The organism is Geodermatophilus amargosae (assembly GCF_041028265.1).
Classification (GTDB): domain Bacteria; phylum Actinomycetota; class Actinomycetes; order Mycobacteriales; family Geodermatophilaceae; genus Geodermatophilus; species Geodermatophilus amargosae_A.
In genome coordinates this window covers 201,429-221,050 of record NZ_JABGCW010000013.1, presented here as the reverse complement: position 1 = coordinate 221,050, position 19,622 = coordinate 201,429, and the positions used below count along the sequence as shown (strand labels likewise).

Here is a 19,622-nt window from a genome sequence, read left to right as displayed (position 1 = left end):
AGCGCCAGCAGGTTGGTCTGCTCGGCGATGCTGGTGATCACCTTCACCACGTTGCCGATCTCGGCGGAGGACTCGCCCAGCTTGGCGACGGTGGCGGTGGTGGTCTCCGCCGCGGTCACCGCGCGGGCCGCGACGGCGCTGGCCTCGGCGGCGTTGGTGGCGATCTCCCGGATGGAGGCGCCCATCTGCTCCGCGCCGGCCGCCACGGTCTGCACGTTCCGGCTGACCTCCTCCGCGGCGGTGGCCACGACACCCGACTGCGCGGAGGTCTCGCCGGCCGAGGCCGAGATCTGCGCCGAGGACGCCGACAGCTCCTCACTCGAGGCCGCCACCGCATCGGCGGAGGCGGCGACGGTGTCCAGCACCTCGCGCAGGGTCGTCTGGGCGCGGTCGAGGGCGTCGGCCATCCGCCCGACCTCGTCCCGGGACCGGATGCCGGTGGCGCGGGTCAGGTCGCCCTCGGCGAGCGCCTCCAGGGAGGCCTGGACTGTGCGCACCGGCCGGATCACCGAGCGGGCGGTCAGCCAGCTCAGCCCGACGAGCAGCAGGAAGCCGATCGCGGCCACCAGGTACGCGATCGACTCGTACCGGCTGACGGTGTCCTCGAGCTCCACCGCGGCGGCCTCGGCCTCGGCCTGCAGGGTGTCCTTGGCCTCGCCGACGGCGGCGTCGGTGAGGTCGTTGGCGGTCTGGATGTCCTCCCAGCGCGGCCGCATGCCGGCCTGGTCGGCGACCGCGCTGTTGACGAAGGCCGTGATGGCGTCGGTGTACTCGCCGTAGGAGCCCTGCAGGGCGTCGACGGCTGCTGCGCTGTCTCCGGTCAGCTCGATCTGCGCGAGCTCGTCGAGCAGCGCCTCCGGGGTCGCGACGTCGTCGGCCAGCTCGGCCAGCTGCTCGGCGGGGACCTGGCGGACCAGGGCCTTGAAGCCGTCGACCTTGAGCTCGCTGGCGCGGGTGTCGAGCTGGAGCACGAGCTCCTGCGCGTCGTTGAGCGCCTCCGCACGCTGCTGCTGATCGCGGACGGCGCCGTGGCCGAGCGTCGTCGCGGCGAGCAGCCCGCCCAGCGACAGCGTGCCGACGGCGACCAGCGCGCCGAACTTGACCGACAGCGGGCGGTCGGCGAACCAGCCGGCCGGACGCGAGGGGGATGCGGCGCTCACGAGTGCCTCCAGGGCTCCTGTGCACGCTGCGGCGGGGTGACCGGCGTGCAGGAGGAATGGTGGCGGCCGGCGGTGCCCACGCCGCGGCACGGGAAACGGCGGCGGACGGATCGTTGTGCGGCGGGTGGGGACCCTGCGCTCCGCCGTCGCCGAGTCGACGGCACCCGGTGGTGACCGGTGGCCGCCGGCGACCTCCGGCCAGGCGGGAGCGGGGGAGGGGCGACGTGTCGACCGCGCAGCGACCGGTCGGCGCCCGCGCCGCGGACGGTCACCTCCCGCCGCGCCGCGACGCGCCGGGGGAGCGGGTCAGTCGAGCAGGTCGGCCAGCTGCCGGAGCACCGCGACGACGGCGCCGGGGTCGGCCACCCGGTACCGCGCGGCTGTCTCGCCCTCACCGACCTTGATGCCGGCGTCGTCCGGGCCGAGCCTCGTGAAGACGTCCTCGTCGGTGCGGTCGTCACCGAGGTAGACGACGGCGGCCGCGCCGAGCTCGCCGCGCAGCCGGGTGACGGCGCTGCCCTTGTCGGCGTCAGTGACCGCGACCTCGAGCACCGCCTTGCCCGGCTTCTTCGTCAGTGACGGATCCACGGCCGCATCAGCGGCCGCCAGCAGCGCGGCGGCCGCGGCGGGGTCGGCGACCTGCCGCACGTGGACGGCGACGCTGGCCGGCTTGACCTCCAGCAGGGCACCCGGGGCGGCGGCCACCAGCGGCGCGAGCGTCTCGGCCAGCGCGTCGCGGCGGCCGGCCAGCTGCCCGGTGAGCGGACCGTCGAACTCGGCGCCGTGGCTGCCGATCCAGCGGTAGGGACCGGCGAAGCCGCTGACCGCCCGCAGGTCCTCGAGGCCGCGGCCGCTCACCAGCGCGACGGTCACCCCGTCGGCTGCGGCGACCCCCGCGAGCGCCTCGGCGGCGCCGGGGACGGGGACCGCTGCACCGGGGTCGCCGACCAGCGGGGCCAGCACGCCGTCGTAGTCGGTGGCGACCAGCAGCGGGCGGCGCCCGGCGAGACCGGTCAGCGCCGTCGCGAGGTCCGGGGGGACCGTCACGCCTGGGCCCGCAGGGCGTCGAAGAACGACGACGCCCAGTGCTCGAGGTCGTGCTTGACCAGGTACCGGCGCATCGCGCGCATCCGGCGGGCGCCCTCGGCCGGCTCGACCCGCAGCGCGCGCAACAGCTGGTTCTTGACGCCGGCGATGTCGTGCGGGTTGACCAGGAACGCCTGCCGGAGCTCGGCGGCGGCCCCGGCGAACTCGGACAGGACGAGCGCGCCCCCGTGGTCGGAACGCGCCGCGACGTACTCCTTGGCCACCAGGTTCATGCCGTCCCGGTAGGGCGTGACCAGCATGACGTCGGCGGCGCGGTAGAGGGCGGCGAGCTCCTCGCGCGGCATCGACTGGTTGAAGTAGTGCACCGCGGGGCTGCCGATCGAGCCGTACACCCCGTTGATGTGCCCGACCTGCTGCTCGATCGTCTCGCGCATGTGCACGTAGTGCTCGACCCGCTCGCGGCTGGGGGTGGCCACCTGCACCAGGACCGTGCCCGGCGCCTCGACGACTCCGTCCTCGAGCAGCTCCTGGAAGGCGTTGAGCCGGACGCTGATGCCCTTGGTGTAGTCGAGCCGGTCGACGCCCAGGATCATCTTCTCCGGGTCGCCGATCTCGGCGCGGATCTCCTTGGCGCGGGCCAGGACCTCCGGGGAGGAGGCCAGCTGGTCGAAGGCGGCGACGTCGATGGAGATCGGGAACGCCCGCGCGGTCACCGTCCGGCCGTCGTACTCGATCGTCGGGCCGCGCGTGGGCAGCTCGTGCAGCCGCCGGGCCAGCTGGACGAAGTTGGTCGCCGCGCTGGGCAGCTGGAAGCCGACCAGGTCCGCGCCGAGCAGGCCCTCGACGATCGCCGAGCGCCACGGCAGCTGGGTGAACAGCTCGTAGGGCGGGAACGGGATGTGCAGGAAGAAGCCGATGGTCAGGTCGGGTCGGCGCTGGCGCAGCATCGCCGGGACCAGCTGCAGCTGGTAGTCGTGCACCCAGACGATCGCGTCGTCGGCGGCGACCTCCGCGGCACGGTCGGCGAAGCGCTTGTTGACCTGCACGTAGGTGTCCCACCAGGTGCGGTGGTACTCCGGCTTCTCGACCACGTCGTGGTACAGCGGCCACAGCGAGGCGTTGGACATGCCCTCGTAGTAGCGGTCGACCTCCTCCTCCGAGAGCTCGACGGGGATCAGCGACATCCCGCCGGACTCGAAGGGCTCGGGTGCCTCGCCGGCCGAGCCGGACCAGCCCACCCACGCGCCGCCGCGGCCGGCGACGAAGGGCTCGAGGGCGGTGACCAGGCCGCCGGGGCTGCGCTGCCAGCGCGTCGTCCCGTCGGCGTCGGTCACCTGGTCGACGGGCAGCCGGTTGGCCACGACGACGACGGGGCTGTCCGCTCGCACGTCTCTCGCGTCTGACCCGGCCATACCGGTCCGACCCTATCCAGGACGGGCCCGTCAGGCACCCCCGGGCGGGCGGGGGGCAGATCAGCGGACGAGGAGGTAGCCGGCGGCCGCGGCCGCGAGGCCGACGACGAGCGTGGCCGCGACGTAGCCGACCGCCCGGCCGACGGCGCGCTCATCGACCAGCCGGACGACGTCGGCGCCGAAGCTGGAGAACGTGGTCAGCGTGCCGCAGAAGCCGGTGCCGACGAGGGCGAGGACCCCGGCCGGCACGTCCCGCAGGCCCAGCAGCACCCCGAGCACCGCCGCGCCGGCGACGTTGACGGCGAGCGTGGCCGCCGCCGGGTCCCGGTGGGCCCGGCCCGCCAGCCGGACGGCGAGCAGCCGCAGGGGAGCGCCGACGAGCGCGCCGGCCGCGACCAGCAGCGGTGTCACCGGCGCCCCGGGCCGCGCACCGCCCGGACCCCGGCCGCGACGGCGAGCACGCCGCCGAGGACCGAGACGAGCACGTAGCCGAGCGCCCGGGCGACCGCGCCGGCGTCGGCGAGGTCGACGACCTCCACCGCGAACGCCGAGTACGTCGTGTAGCCCCCGAGCACCCCGACGGCGAGGAACGGCCGCGCCCACGCCGGCTCGGGGTCGCGGCCGGCGAGCGCGCCGAGGAGGACGCCCATCAGCAGGCAGCCGGTGAGGTTGACGAGCAGCGTCGCCCACGGCCAGCCGCCGCCGGGGGAGGGGAGTACCCCGGCGACGCCCCACCGCGCCAGCGCCCCCAGCGCCCCGCCGACCGCCGCGAGCACGTACGCCACCCGCACCTCCGAGGCATAGGAAGCTCTCCCCACGTATCGGGGGTCGAGACGTGCGTAGAGCTTCCTATGCCTCGTTCGCCCTCACCGGCGGAGGGTCTCGGGGAAGAGCAGGTCGACGAAGCGGGCGGCGGTCGGCTGGGGCTCGTGGTTGGCCAGCCCGGGCCGCTCGTTGGCCTCGACGAACACCGCGTCGGGGCCCTCGACGTCGGGGACGAGGAAGTCGATGCCGGTGACCGGGATGCCGATGGCGCGGCTGGCCCGCACCGCCGCCTGGCCGATCGCCGGGTCGAGCCGGTCGGTGACGTCCTCGATCGTGCCGCCGGTGTGCAGGTTCGCCGTCCGCCGCACGCGCAGCCGCTCGCCGTGGGGGAGGACGTCGTCCATGGCGTACCCGGCGGCCCGGACGACGTCGGCGGTGACGTCGTCGAGCGGGATCCGCGACTCCCCGCCGGTGGCCCGCTCCCGGCGCCGGCTGGTCTCGCGGACGAGGTCGGTGACCGTACGGCGGCCGTCGCCGACGACCTCCGCGGGTTTGCGCACCGCGGCGGCGACGACCTGGTGGTCGATGACGACGACGCGCAGGTCCTCGCCGGCGACCAGTTCCTCGGCGAGCACGTCGGGGCAGAACAGCCGCGCCGCGGCCACGGCCCGGTCGAGTTCCTCGACGGTCCGCACACCCACGGTGATGCCCTTGCCCTGCTCGCCGCGGGCGGGCTTGACCACCAGCTCGCCGCACACGGCCAGCAGGTCCAGCGCCGGGCCGGCGTCCTCCTCGGGCACGGTGACGCCGCGGGGCACACGCACGCCGGCGGCCTCGACGATCCGGCGGGTCACCCGCTTGTCGTCGCAGCGGCTCATGGCGACGGCGGTGGTGAACTCCGACAGCGACTCGCGGGTGAGCACCCGCCGCCCGCCGAGCGACAGCCGCATCTCGCCGAACTCGGCGTCGGTCACCTCGACGCGGATACCGCGGCGCAGCGCCTCGTCGGCGATGATCCGGGCATAGGGGTTGAGCTGGTTCACCCCCGGCGGGCGGGCCGCGAACAGGGGCGTGTTGATGGGGTTCTTGCGCTTGACGCACACCGCCGGCGCCCGGACGAAGCCGAGCTTGCGGTACAGCGCGATGGCACCGGAGTTGTCGTGCATGACCGAGAGGTCGACGTAGGAGCGGCCGCGGCCGACGTAGCGCTCGGCCAGCACCCGCACCAGGGCCTCACCGGTGCCGGGCGGGGCGCTCTGGGCGTCGACGGCGAGGCACCACAGGCTCGTGCCGCCCTCCGGGTCGCCGAAGGCCAGCACGTGGTCGACCCCGGTGACCGTGCCGACGATCCGCCGCGTCCGCCGGTCCTCGGCGACGAGGTAGGTGAAGCAGCGGGTGCGGTGGTTGGCCCACATGGTCTCCGGGTCGCCGGACACCATGCGGTTGCGGGCGTAGATCTCGTTGATCGCCTGCATGTCCTCCAGCGAGGTCACCGTGCGCACGAAGACGCCGCGGATGAGCTCGGCACGGGGCCGGTAGCGGTACAGGTCGAGCCGGTAGGTGTAGCTGGGGTCGATGAACAGCTCGTCGGGGGCCAGCCCCACGAGGACGTGCGGGTCGCGCGCGTAGATGCAGATGTCGCGCCGGCCGGTCTCCTCGGCCCGCAGCGCGGTGAGGATGTTGCGCATCTCGGCGAAGGTCTGGCCGAAGACCAGCCGGCCCCAGGCGAGGTCCAGCACGACGTCGCTGTCCATGCCCTCCAGCTGGTGCTCGGAGGGCCGGGACCAGTTGCTGCCGGTGAGGTCGGGGGTGCCGGCCACCGTCATGCGACGGCGGTGGCCGGCGAGCCGGGGTGGCGCCACGGTGCCCTCCTCAGACCCCGTGGTTCTGCAGCCAGAGCTCCAGCAGGCCGAGTTGCCAGAGCTTGTTCCCCCGCAGCGGCGTCAGCTCGCCGTTGGGGTCCTCGAACAGCCGGGAGACGTACTCCGGACGGAACAGCGCCCGCTCCCGCGCCGCGTCGCTGGACAGCGCGTCCTTCACCAGCCCGAGGACCTTGCCCTCGAGGTGGGTGATGGCCGGCACGGGGAAGTAGCCCTTGGGCCGGTCGATGACCTCCGGCGGGATGATCCGGCGGCCCAGCGCCTTGAGCACGCCCTTGCCGCCGTCGGCGAGCTTGAGCTCCGGCGGGCAGGCCGCGGCCAGCTCCACGAGGTCGTGGTCGAGGAAGGGCACGCGGGCCTCCAGGCCCCAGGCCATGGACATGTTGTCCACCCGCTTGACCGGGTCGTCGACGAGCATGACCTCGCTGTCGAGGCGCAACGCGGCGTCGACGGCGGTCTGCGCGCCGGCCCGGGACATGTGGTCGCGGACGAAGTCCAGGCTCGGGTCGCCGTCGGGGGCGTAGCGCTCGCCGACCAGCGCGCGCATGTCCTCCGAGCGGCGGTCGAAGAAGGCCCCCGCGTAGCGCTCGACGGCCTCGTCGCGGTCGACGTCGGCCAGCGGCGGGTACCAGTGGTAGCCGGCGAACACCTCGTCGGCGCCCTGCCCGGACTGCACCACCCGGATCGACTGGCTGACCCGCTCGGACAGCAGGTCGAAGGCGACGACGTCGTGGCTGACCATCGGCTCGGCCATCGCGCCGATCGCGTGCCCGAGCGCGGCGGCGAGCTCGTCGGAGGAGACGCGGATGCGGTGGTGGTCGGTCCCGAACCGCTCGGCGATGACGTCGGAGTAGCGGAACTCGTCGCCCGCGTGCCCGCCGACGGTCTCGAAGCCGATCGAGTAGGTGGCGAGGTCGCGCTGCCCCTCCTGGGCGAGCAGCCCGACGATCAGGCTGGAGTCCAGGCCGCCCGACAGCAGCACGCCGACCGGGATGTCGGAGACCAGGCGACGGCGGACGGCGACCCGCAGCGCCTCCTCGATCGCGTCCTCCCAGTCGCGGGCCGACCAGCCGGAGTGCTCGGGGCGCCGCTCGTAGGTGGGCTCCCAGTAGCGGTGCTCGCGGCTGGTCCCGTCGGCCTCGATGACGCGGACGGTGGCCGGCGGCAGCTTGCGGACGCCGTTGAGCAGCGTGCGCGGCGCCGGGACGACGGCGTGCCAGGTCAGGTAGTGGTGCAGCGCGACCGGGTCGATGGAGGTGTCGACGTCGCCGGCGCGCAGCAGGGCCGGCAGCGACGAGGCGAACCGCAGCCGCCCCGGCGTCTCGGACAGGTAGAGCGGCTTGATGCCCAGCCGGTCGCGGGCCATGACCACCCGGCCGGTGTCCCGCTCGTGGATGACGACGACGAACATCCCGTGCAGGTGGTCGACGAAGTCGACGCCCCAGTGGTGGTAGCCCTTGAGCAGGACCTCGGTGTCGCTGGTGGAGAAGAAGCGGTAGCCGTGGCCCTCGAGCTCGGCGCGCAGTTCCTTGTAGTCGTAGATGCAGCCGTTGAAGACCGCCTCGAGGCCCAGTTCGCTGTCGACCATCGGCTGGGAGCCGCTGGCCGACAGGTCGATGACCGACAGCCGGCGGTGACCGAACGCCACCCGGCCCGCGCTCCACTGGCCCTGGCCGTCCGGTCCGCGGGGGACCAGCGCCTCGACCATCCGCGCCACCGCGGTGGTGTCGGCCAGGGAACCGTCGAACCTGATCTCGCCCGAGAGGCCGCACATGCATTCGATCCAACCCCAGCCCGACCGCTCACGCGACGTGGCCGCAGGAGTTCACAGAGACGTCACACGTCCCGGTTCCACGTGGAACCGGGACCCGGCGAACCGCCCGCCGCCCCCGGTCTGCAGGGTGGGGACGTGGCCGAGGACCCGCCGGGCGAGGCGCCCTGGGCGATGCAGCTGGTGGTGCGCGTCGAGAGGTCCGCGCCGCCCACCCGGACCGCCGTGTGCACGACCGCGGCGGTCGCGGTCGTGCGGCTGCTCGCCGACGACCGGGCGCTGCCGGGCGGGGAGTGGCATCCGCGGGTGCGGCGGTGGACCGACGGGGCGATCCGCAAGCACTGCCGGCGGGCGAGGGGAGTGGCCTGGGAGCGGGTGGAGACCCTCCCGGGCGTGACCGTCTCGGAGGCAGGGGCCGAGGTGCGGGCGCTGGTGCCGACGGCACTGGACGAGATGCCGCCCGAGGTGGCGAAGCTGCAGCTGTCGGGCAGCGAGCTGGAGGACCCGGACGTCCTGCGGACGGTCGACCCGGTGCCCGGCGGACCCGTCGTGGTGTCGGTCTGCCCGGAGCCGTTCCTGCCGCTGGGCAAGGCCGCGGCGGCCTGCGGCCACGCCGCGCAGCTGGCGGCGATGCGCATGCCCGCACGACGGCTGAGCGTGTGGTCCGCGGCCGGCTTCCCGGTGGCCGTGGAGCACCCGGACGTCGCCCGCTGGACCCGGCTGCGTCCACGGGCCGCGGTGGAGGTCGTCGACGCCGGGTTCACCGTGGTGGCGCCCGGCACCAGCACGGCACTGGCCCGCTGGGCGTAGGACCGCCCCGCAGGGCCGGCCGTCACCTCGGGTCAGAACGGACGCGGGTCGTCGTCCGGTTGGATGCCAAAGGGCGGTGGGTCGGGTGCCGGCGGTGGTGGTCGCAGCCTGGCCTCCACCGCCCGGGCGATCGCCGGGTCGGTGTGCGCAGGACGTCGACCAGCGTCATCGCCCGGTACTCGTCGAGCCGCCCGGCAGCCATCGCCGCCCAGGTGGCCGGCGCGTGGGTGCGGTGGGTCCACGCCCGGTGCGCCCGCTGACTGGCCGCCAGCCGGCCGCAGTCGAGGATCACCGCCAGCTCGGCCGTGGAGGACTCGGGGACCCCGGGCAGCTCGGGATCGGGGCCACGAGCGCGCCCGCGCGCCGGGAGTGCCCGGCTGCGGGTCGTCCTCATCGGGGGAGCCGTCGGCGAGGCCGAGGATCAGCTCGGCCTCCTAGGCCGCGTCCATGGCCTTGGGGGCCTGGAGCGCTGCAGCTCGGCGGCCGTCTGCTCGCGCGACAGCGACGCGACCGGCAGGCGCTGGAGTCGTACAGGCTGCTCGACGAGCCAGCCGGCCAGCGCCCGCTTCCTCCGGCGACACGTACGCCGCGATCTCCTGCACGACCCCGAACCCACGGGCGGGGTACGACGGTTCCCGCAGGTCGGGAGCGAGGAACGAGGAGATCGTCGACCGTCGGTTCGATGGTGCTGCGCGACCCGAGGTCGGGGACACCGGTGGTCTGCCCGGTGCGGCGGGTGGGGAGGCGCTGACCGGTTCGTCGCTCCCGGCCGTGGGCAGGAGCGGCGCCATGCAGACACGCACCCTGGGGTCCCTGTCCGTGCCCGCGATGGGGCTCGGCTGCATGGGGATGAGCGAGTTCTAGGGGACCGGCGACCAGGCGGAGGCCGAGCGCACGATCCGGCGGGCCCTCGACCTCGGCGTCACCCTCCTCGACACCGCGGACATGTACGGGCCCTTCACCAACGAGCGACTCGTGGGCCGGGCGATCGCCGGCCGCCGCGACGAGGTCGTGCTGGCCACCAAGTTCGGCAACGAGCGCGGCGAGGACGGCTCCTTCCGCGGCATCAACGGCCGGCCGGAGTACGTGCGGCAGGCGTGCGACGCCTCGCTGCAGCGGCTCGGCGTCGACGTCATCGACCTCTACTACCAGCACCGCGTGGACACCACGGTCCCCGTCGAGGACACCTGGGGCGCGATCGGCGAGCTGGTCGAGGCGGGCAAGGTCCGCGCCGCCGGCATCTCCGAGGCCGCGCCGGAGACCATCCGCCGCGCGCACGCCGTCCAGCCCCTGGCGGCGGTGCAGACCGAGTACTCGCTGTGGAGCCGCGATCCGGAGGAGGACGGCGTCCTGGCCACCTGCGCCGAGCTCGGCATCGGCTTCGTCGCCTACTCACCGATCGGCCGCGGCTTCCTGTCGGGGCAGATCCGCAGCGTCGACGACCTCGCCCCCGACGACTTCCGCCGCAACAACCCGCGCTTCCAGGGCGAGGCGTTCGAGCAGAACCTGCGGCTGGTCGACCGGGTCCGCGAGATCGCCGACGAGGAGGGCGTCACCGCCTCGCAGCTCGCGCTCGCCTGGGTCATGGCGCAGAGCGACCGCGCGGGCAACCCGGCCGTCGTCCCGATCCCGGGCACCAAGCGGGTGCGCCACCTGGAGGAGAACGCCGCAGCCGCCGACGTCCGGCTCGGCGAGGACGACCTGCGCCGCCTCGACGAGGCCGCTCCGGTCGGCGCCGCGATGGGGGACCGCTACCCCGACATGTCCGGCGTCCACCGGTGAGCCGATAGCGCTACGAAGGCCCCTCTCAGGCGACGGCGGTCCTGACCACCGGGGAGCGGAGGACGTCGGCGACGTGCGCCCGGGCCGCGGCGGCCAGCCGGGCGCCGGTGTCGGCCCACGCGTCGCGGACGTCCCGCGCGGGCCAGCCCGGCGGCTGGAGGGCGGCGGGCAGCAGCGGGTCCGCGGCGAGCACCGCACGGAGGTCCGCGCGCAGCCGCAGGTGCAGGGCCAGCGCGGCCGGGCCCTGGGGCACCTGTCCGGCGACGGCGCACAGCCGGTCGAACACGTGCGACCACGCGGCGGCCAGCCGGGGGAGGTCCCAGCAGCGGGCGGCTAGGTCGACGTCGGACAGCCGCGGGTCGGCCACGTGCGCGGTCAGCAGGTCCAGGCGCGAGGTGCGCTCGCCGGCCAGCTCGGCGTGCACCTCGTCGAGCGCCGACGGGTGCGGCGACACCCAGGTGGCCGGGGCGAGCGGGCCGAACCCGGCGCGGGCGAGGCCCCGGCGCACCCGCTCGCGCGCCGCCCGGTCGGTCTCCGGGACGCTGTAGACGACCATCCGCCACTGCCCGTCCCAGGGGTCCAGCCGCCGCTGGATGCGCTCGCCGCGGGCGGCCACGGACTCGCGCAGCAGCGCCGTCGGCAGGACCAGCGTCTCCCGTCCGCGCCGTGTGGCGCCCAGCCACCCCGCGCGACGCAGCGCCGCCGCGGCCACGCGGGCGCTGGGCTCGGCGACGCCGCACGCGGCCAGCAGCCGGACCAGCGTCTGCAGGGACACCGGGTCGCCGCCGAGGGCGTCCAGGTGCTCGGTGCAGAGGTCCACCACCAGGTCACGGACGGTCATGCCCCCATCACTACCCCCTGCCCGCAACCGGCTCGCGCGGCGGACGCGCGATCATGGAGGCGATGACCCCCTTCCTCGTCTGGTCGGCCACGACGGTCGCCGTCCTCGTGGCGCTCGCCGGCCTGGTCTCCACGCTGGCCCGCCGCCGGATCGGCCTGCTCCACCTGGCCGGTGCCGCGGTGCTCGAGGTGCTGCTCGTCGTCCAGGCGGTGGTGGCGGCGGCGGCGCTGGCCGGCGGGCAGCGGCCCCCCGAGACGGCGACCTTCGTGGGCTACCTCGCCGGCGTCGTCCTGCTGCCGGTGGCCGGCGTGCTGTGGTCGCGGACCGAGCCCAGCCGGTGGGCCGGGACGGTGCTGGCGGTGGCCTCGCTGGTCACGGCCGTGATGATCTGGCGGCTGGTCCAGCTGTGGGAGGCCCCGGGTGTCTGAGCCGGTCGGAACCGGGCCCGGCGGCACCGCCGCCGGCCCGGGGCGGGTGCTGGTGGGGGTCTACGCCGTCTTCGCGCTGGCCGCGGGCGCGCGGGCCACGATCCAGGTGGCGACCAAGTTCAGCGAGGCGCCGGTGGCCTACCTGCTGTCGGCGCTGGCGGCGGTGGTCTACGTGGTGGCCACCGTCGGGCTGGCCCGCGGCGGGCGGGGTGGACGGCGGACCGCCGTCGTCGCCTGCTCCATCGAACTGGCCGGCGTCCTGGTGGTGGGCACGCTGTCGCTGCTGGACCGGGCGGCCTTCCCCGACGAGACGGTCTGGTCGGCGTTCGGCCGCGGCTACGGGTTCGTGCCGCTGGTGCTGCCGGTGCTGGGCCTGCTGTGGCTGCGCCACCAGTCGGAGGTCGCCGCCGAGGAGGCCGCCGGGACCGCCCCGGACGACGGTCCCGGCCGGGCCTGAGCGACCTCGGCGAGCCGCCCCCGAAGTCCCCGCCCCCGAAGTCCCCGCCGCCGTAGTCCCCGCCGTCGTAGTCCCCGCCGTCGTAGCCGTTGTCGGCCCCGCCGGCGAAGTCGGCGCCCGGGTCCCCGCCGTAGCCGCCGTCGCCCGCCGCGTAGTCGCCGCCACCGGCGTCCCCGCCACCGTCCCCGCCGCCGTCGGCCCCCGCACCGTCCTGGTAGCCCTCGGCGTGGGCCTCCTCGTCGCCGCCGCCGAACAGGCCGCCGTCACCGAGACCGGTGTCGAACAGCGCGTCGGCCACGGCGGTCCCGACGACGAGGCCGCCGATGGTGCCGAGCAGGCTGCCGCCGATCGCGCCGCCGAACCCGCCCATCCCGCGCCCGTAGCCGCCGCCGTGACCGCCGCCGTAGCCCGGGCCGTAGCCGGGCCCGTACCCGCCGCCGCCGTACCCGCCGCCGCCGTGGCCCGGGCCGTAGCCGGGCCCGCCGCCGTACGCACCGAAGGTCCGCTCGAGGAACCCCGGCTGGCGCAGCTCGGCACGGGTGGCCACCCGCGCGAGGGTCTGCGCGTCGTCGCTGCGGGGACGCTCGGACGCCGGCACCCCGGCCGCGAGCTGGGTGAGCACCTCCTGCCGCTGCTGCGGGGTGAGCTGGCCGAAGGCCTCCGCGTGCGCCTGCTCGATCTGGTCGGGCGGCGCGGTGCGCAGCAGGTAGCGGTAGCGCTCGACGGCCTGCTGGTCGGTCAGCGGCGCGCGCTGCCCGGCCGCCGGGGGAGCAGGTGGGGGCTGCGGCGCGCGGTAGCCGTCGTACCCCCCGTAGCCCGAGGTCTCCGGCGCGCGGCGCCGGCCCAGGAGCCGGTCGAGCAGTCCCATGTCGTCTCCCTCCCGAGGCGTTCGGCGTCTGAGGTGCCCTCCTGGGAGCCGGGCACACCTGCCCGGGCGAGGTCACCCTCACGGTCGAGAGCGGCCGACCTGCGACGGCCGGTAGATTGGTTGCGTGCGATCGGACGACCGCCCGCGAACGGGGCAGGCCCCTCCACCTGGTGTCTTCCCCGGCGCGACCGCTCCGACCGACGCCCCGCCGGCCGACGGCATCCCCGCGCGGACGCGCGCCGCGATGGCCGAGGCCACGTCGCCCGGCGCCGAGGGCGGCCGGCAGGCCGGCATCGTCAGCGCCGCCACCGCCGTCCTCTCCGAGCAGGGCGAGTCGCCTTCCGCGTCCACCGCCCTGCCGGCAGTGCTGTCCGACGCCCCGATCGCGGTGCTGCTCATCGACCAGAAGTCCGGCGCGGTCACCTACGCCAACACCGCGGCGGTCGAGATGGCCGGCAACGTCCGCCTCCCGGTGGACGTCGACACGTGGGGGGCCTCGGCCGGCCTCACCGACCTCGGCGGTGCGCCGCTGGCCCGCACCAGCGGCCCGCTGTCCCTCGTGGCGCAGGGGCTGCCGGTCACCGGCGAGGCGGTGCGGCTCTCGCCCGGGCGCAGCACCGACGAGCGGCGGGCGTCGGGCAGGGACGGCGAGCAGAGCCGGCTGCTGTGGGTGACCGGCTTCCCTCTGTCCCAGCCCGGCAGCACGCAGGCGCTGTCGCTGGTCGTGCTGCTCGAGGTCGAGAGCGTGGCCGGCAGCGCCGACGCCGACGCCGAGCTGCAGGCGCTGCGCGAGCGGGCCGTGGTGGCCACCGACATCGCGTTCACGATCACCGACCCCCGCCAGGCGGACGACCCGCTGGTGTGGGTCAACCCCTCGTTCAGCCGGATCACCGGCTACTCCTACGAGGAGGCGGTCGGCCGCAACTGCCGGTTCCTGCAGGGCTCGAACACCGACCCGGCGACCGTCGACCAGATCCGCACCGCCCTGGCCGCGCAGGAGGCGGTCACGGTCACGCTGCTCAACCACCGCCGCGACGGCACGGCGTTCTGGAACCAGCTCGCCGTCAGCCCGGTCTTCGACGGCGAGGGCGAGCTGGTCAGCTTCGTCGGCGTGCAGACCGACGTCACCGAGCGGGTGCGGGTCGAGGCCGAGCGGGAGGCCGCGTTCGCCGCCGAGCGGGCCGCCCGGCAGGAGGCCGAGCTGGCCCGCGCGGTGGCCGAGCAGGCGCGGGCCGACGCCGAGCGCGCCCAGCGCGAGGCCGAGGGCGCGCAGGCCCGGCTCGCGCTGATGGCCGAGGCCACCAGCACCCTCATCGCCACCCTCGACGTCGCCGACCTGCTCGACCGGCTGGCCACGCTGTGCGTCCCGCAGCTGGCCGACTGGGTGGTCATCACCCTCGTCGACGAGGCCGGGGAGGTCCGCGAGCAGGCCTCCCGCGACCGCGAGCGGCAACGGACCGACCTGCGCCGGTTCGAGGCCGGCCAGTCGATCCGGCTGCCACCCGACTCGCCGAGCCGGCGCAGCATCACCACCTCGCGCGCGGTGCTCGTCGAGCACCTGACCGGCCGGCTGGACGGCGTGATGGCCTCCCCGGTGGCCCAGGAGATCGCCGGGCGACTGGGGGCGGTGTCGTCGCTGAGCGCGCCGATGGTGGCCCGCCGGCGGACCCGGGGTGCGATCACGCTGGTGCGCAGCTCACCGGAGCGCCCCTTCACGCCCGACGACGTCAGCCTGGTCGAGGACCTCGCCCGGCGCGCCGCCCTGGTCATGGACAACGTGCGCCTCTACCAGCAGGAGCACGCCGTCGCCGACACCCTGCAGCGGTCGCTGCTGCCCGACCTGCCCGACGTCGCGGGCCTGGAGGCGGCCGCGCACTACGTCAGCGCGTCCACCGCCGCCGACGTCGGCGGGGACTTCTACGACCTCCTGCAGCTGCCCGACGGGTCGGTGGGCATGGTGATCGGCGACGTCGCCGGCCACGACGTGGCCGCGGCCGCCGCCATGGGGCACCTGCGCGGGCTGATCCGCGCCTGCCTGTGGGACGCCCCGGACCCCTACCCCAGCACGGTGCTGACCCGGGTCGACCGGCTGGTGCAGGGGTTGCGGGTCGCGTCGCTGGCGACGATGGCCTACCTGCGTGCCGTCCCGCCGGCCGAGCCCGGGGGGAACTGGACCGTGCAGATGGCCAACGCCGGTCACCCGCCGGTGGTCCTGCGCTCGCCCGACGGGCACGTGCGGCCGGTCGACGGCGTCACCGGCCTGCTCGTGGGCGTCGACGTCGACGCCGAGCGGGCCACCCGCACGATGGAGCTGACCCCTGGCTCGACCGTCCTCGCCTACACCGACGGGCTGGTGGAGTCGCCCGGGTCGGACCTCGACCAGGGCATCGCGGCGCTGGTGGAGCGGCTGGCGGCCACCCCGGCCGACGCCTCGCCGCGCGACCTGTGCGACGCCGCGGTCAGCGGCACCCTCGACGGCCGCGACGACGTCGCGCTGATCGCCGTCCGCTTCCTGTAGGCCCCTCCGCAGGGTCCCTCAGTCGGCCAGACCGTAGCCGCCGCGGTGGAACAGCAGCGGCCGGCGGCCGGGCTCGGCGCCGAGGTCGAGCACCCGGGCGGCGACGATCGTGTGGTCACCGCCGTCGTACTCGGCCCACAACGTGCAGTCGATCCACGCCACGACGCCCTCGAGCACGGGCGAGCCGTGCCGGCTGGGCCGCCAGGGGACGCCGGCGAACTTGTCGGTGCCCGACCGCGCGAAGGCGGCCGACAGCTCCGACTGGTCCTCGGCGAGCACGTTGACGCAGAAGCGGCCGATGTCGCGCAGCCGCGGCCAGGTGCTCGACGTGCGGGCCGGCGCCAGCGCCACGAGCGGCGGGTCCAGCGACAGCGAGCTGAAGGACTGGCAGGTGAAGCCGATCGGGCCGGCGTCGGTGTCGGCGGTGACCACGGTGACACCGGAGGCGAAGTGCCCGAGCACGTCGCGCATGACCCGGGGGTCGACGACGTCCACGGGACCGGTCACGCCGGGTCCCCCACGGCGGAGCGCGGCACGGAACGCCCCCCGGCCCGGTAGAGGGAGCCGGGCAGCTCGTGGCCGACCGCGGACTCGGTGACCCGCGCGGCGGCCAGCAGCGCGTCCAGGTCGATCCCGGTGGCCACGTCGGACTCCTCGAGCCAGTAGACGAGCTCCTCGGTGGCGATGTTGCCGCTGGCGCCCGGCGCGAACGGGCAGCCGCCGAGCCCGCCGATCGAGGCGTCGAGCTGGGTGACCCCGGCCTGGACGGCGGCCAGCGCGTTGGCCTGCCCGGTGCCCCGCGTGTCGTGGAAGTGGACGGCGACCGGCGTCCCGGGGCAGGCGCGGCGGACGGCGTGCAGCAGGCGGACCACGCGGGCCGGCGTCGTCGTCCCGATCGTGTCGCCCAGGCACAGCGCGTCGGCGCCGGCGGTGACCGCGGCGCGGCAGACGTCGACGGTGCGGGCGATGGGGGTGCGCCCGTCGAAGGGGCAGTCCCAGGCGGTGGCGACGACGACCTCCAGCGAGCCGCCCGCCCCGTGCGCGAGGGCGGCCACCTCGCCCACGCCCGCGAGGGCCTCCGCGGTCGAGCGGCCGGCGTTGGCGCGGCTGTGCCCGTCGGAGGCCGACACCACCAGCTCGAGGTCGGCCATCCCGGCGTCGACGGCACGGACGGCGCCCCGGGGGTTGGCCACCAGTGCCGACCAGTGCACGCCCGGCCAGCGGGACAGCTCGGCGGCCACCCGGTCGGCGTCGGCCAGCGCCGGCACGGCCTTCGGGGAGACGAACGAGGTGACCTCGATGCGGCGCACGCCGGTGGCCACCAGCGCCTCGAGCATCGCCAGCTTGCCCTCGAGCGGGACGGGGGCCTCCAGCTGCAGGCCGTCGCGCATGCCGACCTCACGGACGTCCACGGACGTCGGCAGCACCAGGTCGAAGTCCGATGACACCGGCTGCCCTCCTGTCTGCTCGCCTGGACGGGGGAACCCCGACCATCCTGCCTGCCGAACAGGTTCCACGTGGAACCCATCCGGTAAAGAGTGGGGTGGGTACAACCGAGTTGAGGGAGAGGTGGGGACCGTGGACGTCAGCGAGGCCATGGGCACCCTGCCGCCCGCGGACCTGGGGAGTGCGTTCACCAACTCACCGATGGGCGTGGCGCTGGCCACGCCCGAGGGAGTGCTCCTCGAGGCCAACACCGCGCTCGGCGACCTGCTCGGGCTGGACTCCGCGACGATGCGCGGCTCGACGCTGTTCGCCGTCACCCATCCCGAGGACCTGCCCGGTGCGCTCGCCGTCTGCAGCGACCTGCGGGAGACCCACGGGCGCACCCGGCACGAGTGCCGGCTGGTGCGGTCCGACGGCGTGGTCGTGCCGGTGCAGGTGACGGCGTCCTGGGTCGACGGCACGCCGAGCGGCACGCCGCCGCACCTGGTGCTGGTCGTGGAGGACGTCACCGACCGCAAGGCGCTGGAGGCGCGGCTGCTGCACCTGTCCGCGCACGACCCGCTCACCGGGCTGCCCAACAGGCTGCTGTTCCGCGACCGGCTGCGTCACGCCCTGGAGCGGGGGCACCGCGAGCACACGCCCACCTGCGTCCTGGCCCTCGACCTCGACGGGTTCAAGGCGGTCAACGACGAGTTCGGCCACCCCACCGGTGACGCCGTCCTCGTGGCGGTGGCGGGTCACCTGACGTCGGTGCTGCGCGCCAGCGACACCGCGGCGCGGCTGGGCGGCGACGAGTTCACCGTCGTCTGCGAGAACACCGAGCGGGCCGACGCGGAGGTGCTGGCCACCCGGCTGCGCGAGGCGCTCCCCGGCAACCTGACCATCGGCGCGACCACCGTGCCGGTGGGCCTGAGCATCGGCATCGGCTCGGTCGACGGCGGGGTCGACCCCGAGGTGGCGCAGGAGGCGGTGGTCCGCGAGGCCGACGCGGCGATGTACGCCGACAAGGCCAGTCGCCGCTGACAGCTCCGGTCAGGGGCGGGAGCCGGCCCAGCCCACCGTCCGCGGCAGCCGGGCGAAGACCGCCGTGACCACCGGCAGCGGGAGCGCCAGGACGAGGAAGACGGTGAACCCGACGATGCTGTCGGCGTCCTGGCTCGCCGCCCCGACCACGAGGGCGAGGAACAGCACGACGACCGAGGCCAGCGCCGACGCGAACAGGACGACGGGAGAGCACCGGCCGAGCAGCCGCGCCGCCCCGGTGATCAGCCCGGCGGCGCAGGGGAGGCCCAGCAGCAGCGTGATGGTGATCGGGTCGTCCTCCTCGCCGGTGAGCACCGCGACGAGGAAGGCCAGCGACACCAGCGCGGTCAGCCCGCCCGTGACGAAACCGAGCACGGCCGCGGTCGTCGCCGACCCCGGCCGCCCGGGGCCGTCCGGCCAGGCCGGCGGGACCGGCGCCCAGCCCGGGCCGTAGGGCGCCGGCTGCCCGTACGGGGGCACGTAGGGCGGCACGGCGCCGTACGGGGGCGCGGCGCCGTAGGGGGGCACCGCGCCGTAGGGGGGCACCGCGCCATGGAGGGGCACCGCGCCGTACGGGGGTACGGCGCCGTAGGGGGGCACGGCGCCGTACGGCGCGGGCTGGCCGTACGCCGGCGGCTGGCCCTGTGCGGACGGCGCGCCGTACGGCGGGGGCGGCGGGACGGACCCGGGCGGGACGGCGTCCCACTCCTGCTCGTACGGCTGGCCGGTCATGCCCCCAGTCTGCCGACGCACCGGCTGCTCCCCGGTGCGCGGCCCGCGTGTCCACACCCGGAAGCGGCGGACATGGCCGTTCCTGCCGCACCTGTGGACGACGGGAGCGGGATCCGTCCGGTCCAGGGCAGTCTCCGCCGATGCCCAGCCCCGCTCACCTGGTCACCGGCGTGTTCCTCGGCAGCCACGCGGTGTCCGCCGGCGACCTCACCCCCCGGCAGCTGCGGTCGTTCCGCCGCGTGGTGCAGGGCGTGTACGCCGATCCGGCCCTGCCCCTCGACCACCGGCTGCGCTGCGAGGCGGTGGCGCTCCTCCTGCCGCCCGGCGCCGTCCTGGGTGGGGGCTCGGCCGCGGGCTGGTACGGCGCCCCGTGGCCCGGGCCCGGGGACCCGGCCACGGTCCTGCGGCCGCCGGACGTCGGGTCCGGAGTCCCGCGTGCGCGGAGCCCTGGTCACGGCCGGCGCACCCCCGCGACCCAGTTCGAGGTCCGGCACGGCGGCCGGTTCGTCGCCCGGTCGACCTCGCCTTCCCGGAGCTGCGGCTGGCCGGCGAGTACGACGGCGAGCACCACTTCGACGGCGTCCGGATCGTGCGGGACGACGAGCGCCACGCCCGACTGCTGGCCGCCGGGTGGCGGGTCATCCGCCTGAGTGCGGCCGACCTCCGCGCGCTGGACGCCGTC

At 75.5% G+C, this 19,622-nt stretch carries 17 protein-coding genes and 1 pseudogene; 7 read left to right on the top strand and 11 right to left on the bottom strand.

Features of this window, described 5'->3' with window-relative positions:
- From HLV61_RS16975 to HLV61_RS16945, 7 genes are all read right to left on the bottom strand, one after another.
- On the bottom strand, positions 1-1,160 hold a 1,160-nt coding region (locus tag HLV61_RS16975), incomplete at its 3' end, for a methyl-accepting chemotaxis protein (RefSeq protein ID WP_369257507.1).
- Positions 1,161-1,466: 306 nt separating this feature from the next.
- Positions 1,467-2,207, bottom strand: a complete 741-nt coding sequence (gene otsB, locus HLV61_RS16970) for a trehalose-phosphatase (RefSeq protein ID WP_369257505.1) — start codon at positions 2,205-2,207, stop codon at positions 1,467-1,469.
- Positions 2,204-3,595 (bottom strand): alpha,alpha-trehalose-phosphate synthase (UDP-forming), encoded by a 1,392-nt coding sequence (locus tag HLV61_RS16965; protein WP_369257503.1) that lies wholly within the window; start codon positions 3,593-3,595, stop codon positions 2,204-2,206. The genes otsB and HLV61_RS16965 overlap by 4 nt, the downstream gene beginning before the upstream one ends.
- 84 nt (positions 3,596-3,679) lie before the next feature.
- Positions 3,680-4,030 carry a fluoride efflux transporter FluC gene (locus tag HLV61_RS16960; RefSeq protein ID WP_369257501.1) on the bottom strand — a complete coding sequence of 117 codons (351 nt, stop codon included), beginning with the start codon at positions 4,028-4,030 and terminating at the stop codon, positions 3,680-3,682.
- Positions 4,027-4,404, bottom strand: coding sequence for a fluoride efflux transporter CrcB (gene crcB / locus HLV61_RS16955; protein ID WP_369257499.1), 378 nt, complete (start codon positions 4,402-4,404; stop codon positions 4,027-4,029). The genes HLV61_RS16960 and crcB overlap by 4 nt, the downstream gene beginning before the upstream one ends.
- Before the next feature lie 81 nt (positions 4,405-4,485).
- The gene (gene ngg / locus HLV61_RS16950) at positions 4,486-6,246 is read right to left on the bottom strand and encodes an N-acetylglutaminylglutamine synthetase (RefSeq protein ID WP_369257497.1); all 1,761 of its coding nucleotides are present in this window, start codon (positions 6,244-6,246) and stop codon (positions 4,486-4,488) included.
- 10 nt (positions 6,247-6,256) lie between these two features.
- Positions 6,257-8,038 carry an N-acetylglutaminylglutamine amidotransferase gene (locus tag HLV61_RS16945; protein ID WP_369257495.1) on the bottom strand — a complete coding sequence of 594 codons (1,782 nt, stop codon included), beginning with the start codon at positions 8,036-8,038 and terminating at the stop codon, positions 6,257-6,259.
- A 135-nt stretch (positions 8,039-8,173) separates the two neighbouring features.
- On the opposite strand from HLV61_RS16945, the gene HLV61_RS16940 reads away from it, so the two are divergent.
- Together HLV61_RS16940 and HLV61_RS16935 are read left to right on the top strand one after the other, a co-directional pair.
- Positions 8,174-8,845, top strand: a complete 672-nt coding sequence (locus HLV61_RS16940; RefSeq protein ID WP_369257493.1) for a peptidyl-tRNA hydrolase — start codon at positions 8,174-8,176, stop codon at positions 8,843-8,845.
- 885 nt (positions 8,846-9,730) lie between these two features.
- Positions 9,731-10,627: pseudogene (locus HLV61_RS16935) on the top strand (aldo/keto reductase); the annotation flags it as partial.
- Between the two features lie 25 nt (positions 10,628-10,652).
- Here the strand turns inward: HLV61_RS16935 and HLV61_RS16930 are convergent.
- Positions 10,653-11,468, bottom strand: a complete 816-nt coding sequence (locus HLV61_RS16930; protein WP_369257491.1) for a PaaX family transcriptional regulator C-terminal domain-containing protein — start codon at positions 11,466-11,468, stop codon at positions 10,653-10,655.
- A 62-nt stretch (positions 11,469-11,530) separates the two neighbouring features.
- Between HLV61_RS16930 and HLV61_RS16925 the strand changes: the two genes are divergently transcribed.
- The 3 genes from HLV61_RS16925 (at position 11,531) to HLV61_RS16915 (ending at position 15,739) form a co-directional block, all read left to right on the top strand.
- On the top strand, positions 11,531-11,896 hold the full coding sequence (locus HLV61_RS16925) for a hypothetical protein (protein ID WP_369257489.1): 366 nt from the start codon (positions 11,531-11,533) through the stop codon (positions 11,894-11,896).
- On the top strand, positions 11,889-12,353 hold the full coding sequence (locus tag HLV61_RS16920) for a hypothetical protein (RefSeq protein WP_369257487.1): 465 nt from the start codon (positions 11,889-11,891) through the stop codon (positions 12,351-12,353). The genes HLV61_RS16925 and HLV61_RS16920 overlap by 8 nt, the downstream gene beginning before the upstream one ends.
- A 992-nt stretch (positions 12,354-13,345) precedes the next feature.
- Positions 13,346-15,739 carry a SpoIIE family protein phosphatase gene (locus tag HLV61_RS16915; RefSeq protein WP_369257485.1) on the top strand — a complete coding sequence of 798 codons (2,394 nt, stop codon included), beginning with the start codon at positions 13,346-13,348 and terminating at the stop codon, positions 15,737-15,739.
- A gap of 18 nt (positions 15,740-15,757) precedes the next feature.
- Here HLV61_RS16915 and HLV61_RS16910 read toward each other — a convergent pair whose 3' ends face one another.
- Both HLV61_RS16910 and HLV61_RS16905 read right to left on the bottom strand, forming a co-directional pair.
- Complete coding sequence (locus tag HLV61_RS16910; protein ID WP_369257483.1) at positions 15,758-16,246, bottom strand: flavin reductase family protein; 489 nt, start codon at positions 16,244-16,246, stop codon at positions 15,758-15,760.
- On the bottom strand, positions 16,243-17,187 hold the full coding sequence (locus HLV61_RS16905) for a hydroxymethylglutaryl-CoA lyase (RefSeq protein WP_369257481.1): 945 nt from the start codon (positions 17,185-17,187) through the stop codon (positions 16,243-16,245). Before HLV61_RS16905 ends, HLV61_RS16910 begins: the two co-directional genes overlap by 4 nt.
- 130 nt (positions 17,188-17,317) lie before the next feature.
- On the opposite strand from HLV61_RS16905, the gene HLV61_RS16900 reads away from it, so the two are divergent.
- The gene (locus HLV61_RS16900; RefSeq protein ID WP_369257479.1) at positions 17,318-18,208 is read left to right on the top strand and encodes a diguanylate cyclase domain-containing protein; all 891 of its coding nucleotides are present in this window, start codon (positions 17,318-17,320) and stop codon (positions 18,206-18,208) included.
- Positions 18,209-18,217: 9 nt separating this feature from the next.
- Here the strand turns inward: HLV61_RS16900 and HLV61_RS16895 are convergent, their stop codons facing one another.
- Positions 18,218-18,940, bottom strand: a complete 723-nt coding sequence (locus tag HLV61_RS16895; RefSeq protein WP_369257477.1) for a hypothetical protein — start codon at positions 18,938-18,940, stop codon at positions 18,218-18,220.
- A gap of 140 nt (positions 18,941-19,080) precedes the next feature.
- Between HLV61_RS16895 and HLV61_RS16890 the strand changes: the two genes are divergently transcribed.
- Positions 19,081-19,590, top strand: a complete 510-nt coding sequence (locus HLV61_RS16890; protein ID WP_369257475.1) for a hypothetical protein — start codon at positions 19,081-19,083, stop codon at positions 19,588-19,590.
- The last annotated feature ends 32 nt before the right edge of the window (positions 19,591-19,622 follow it).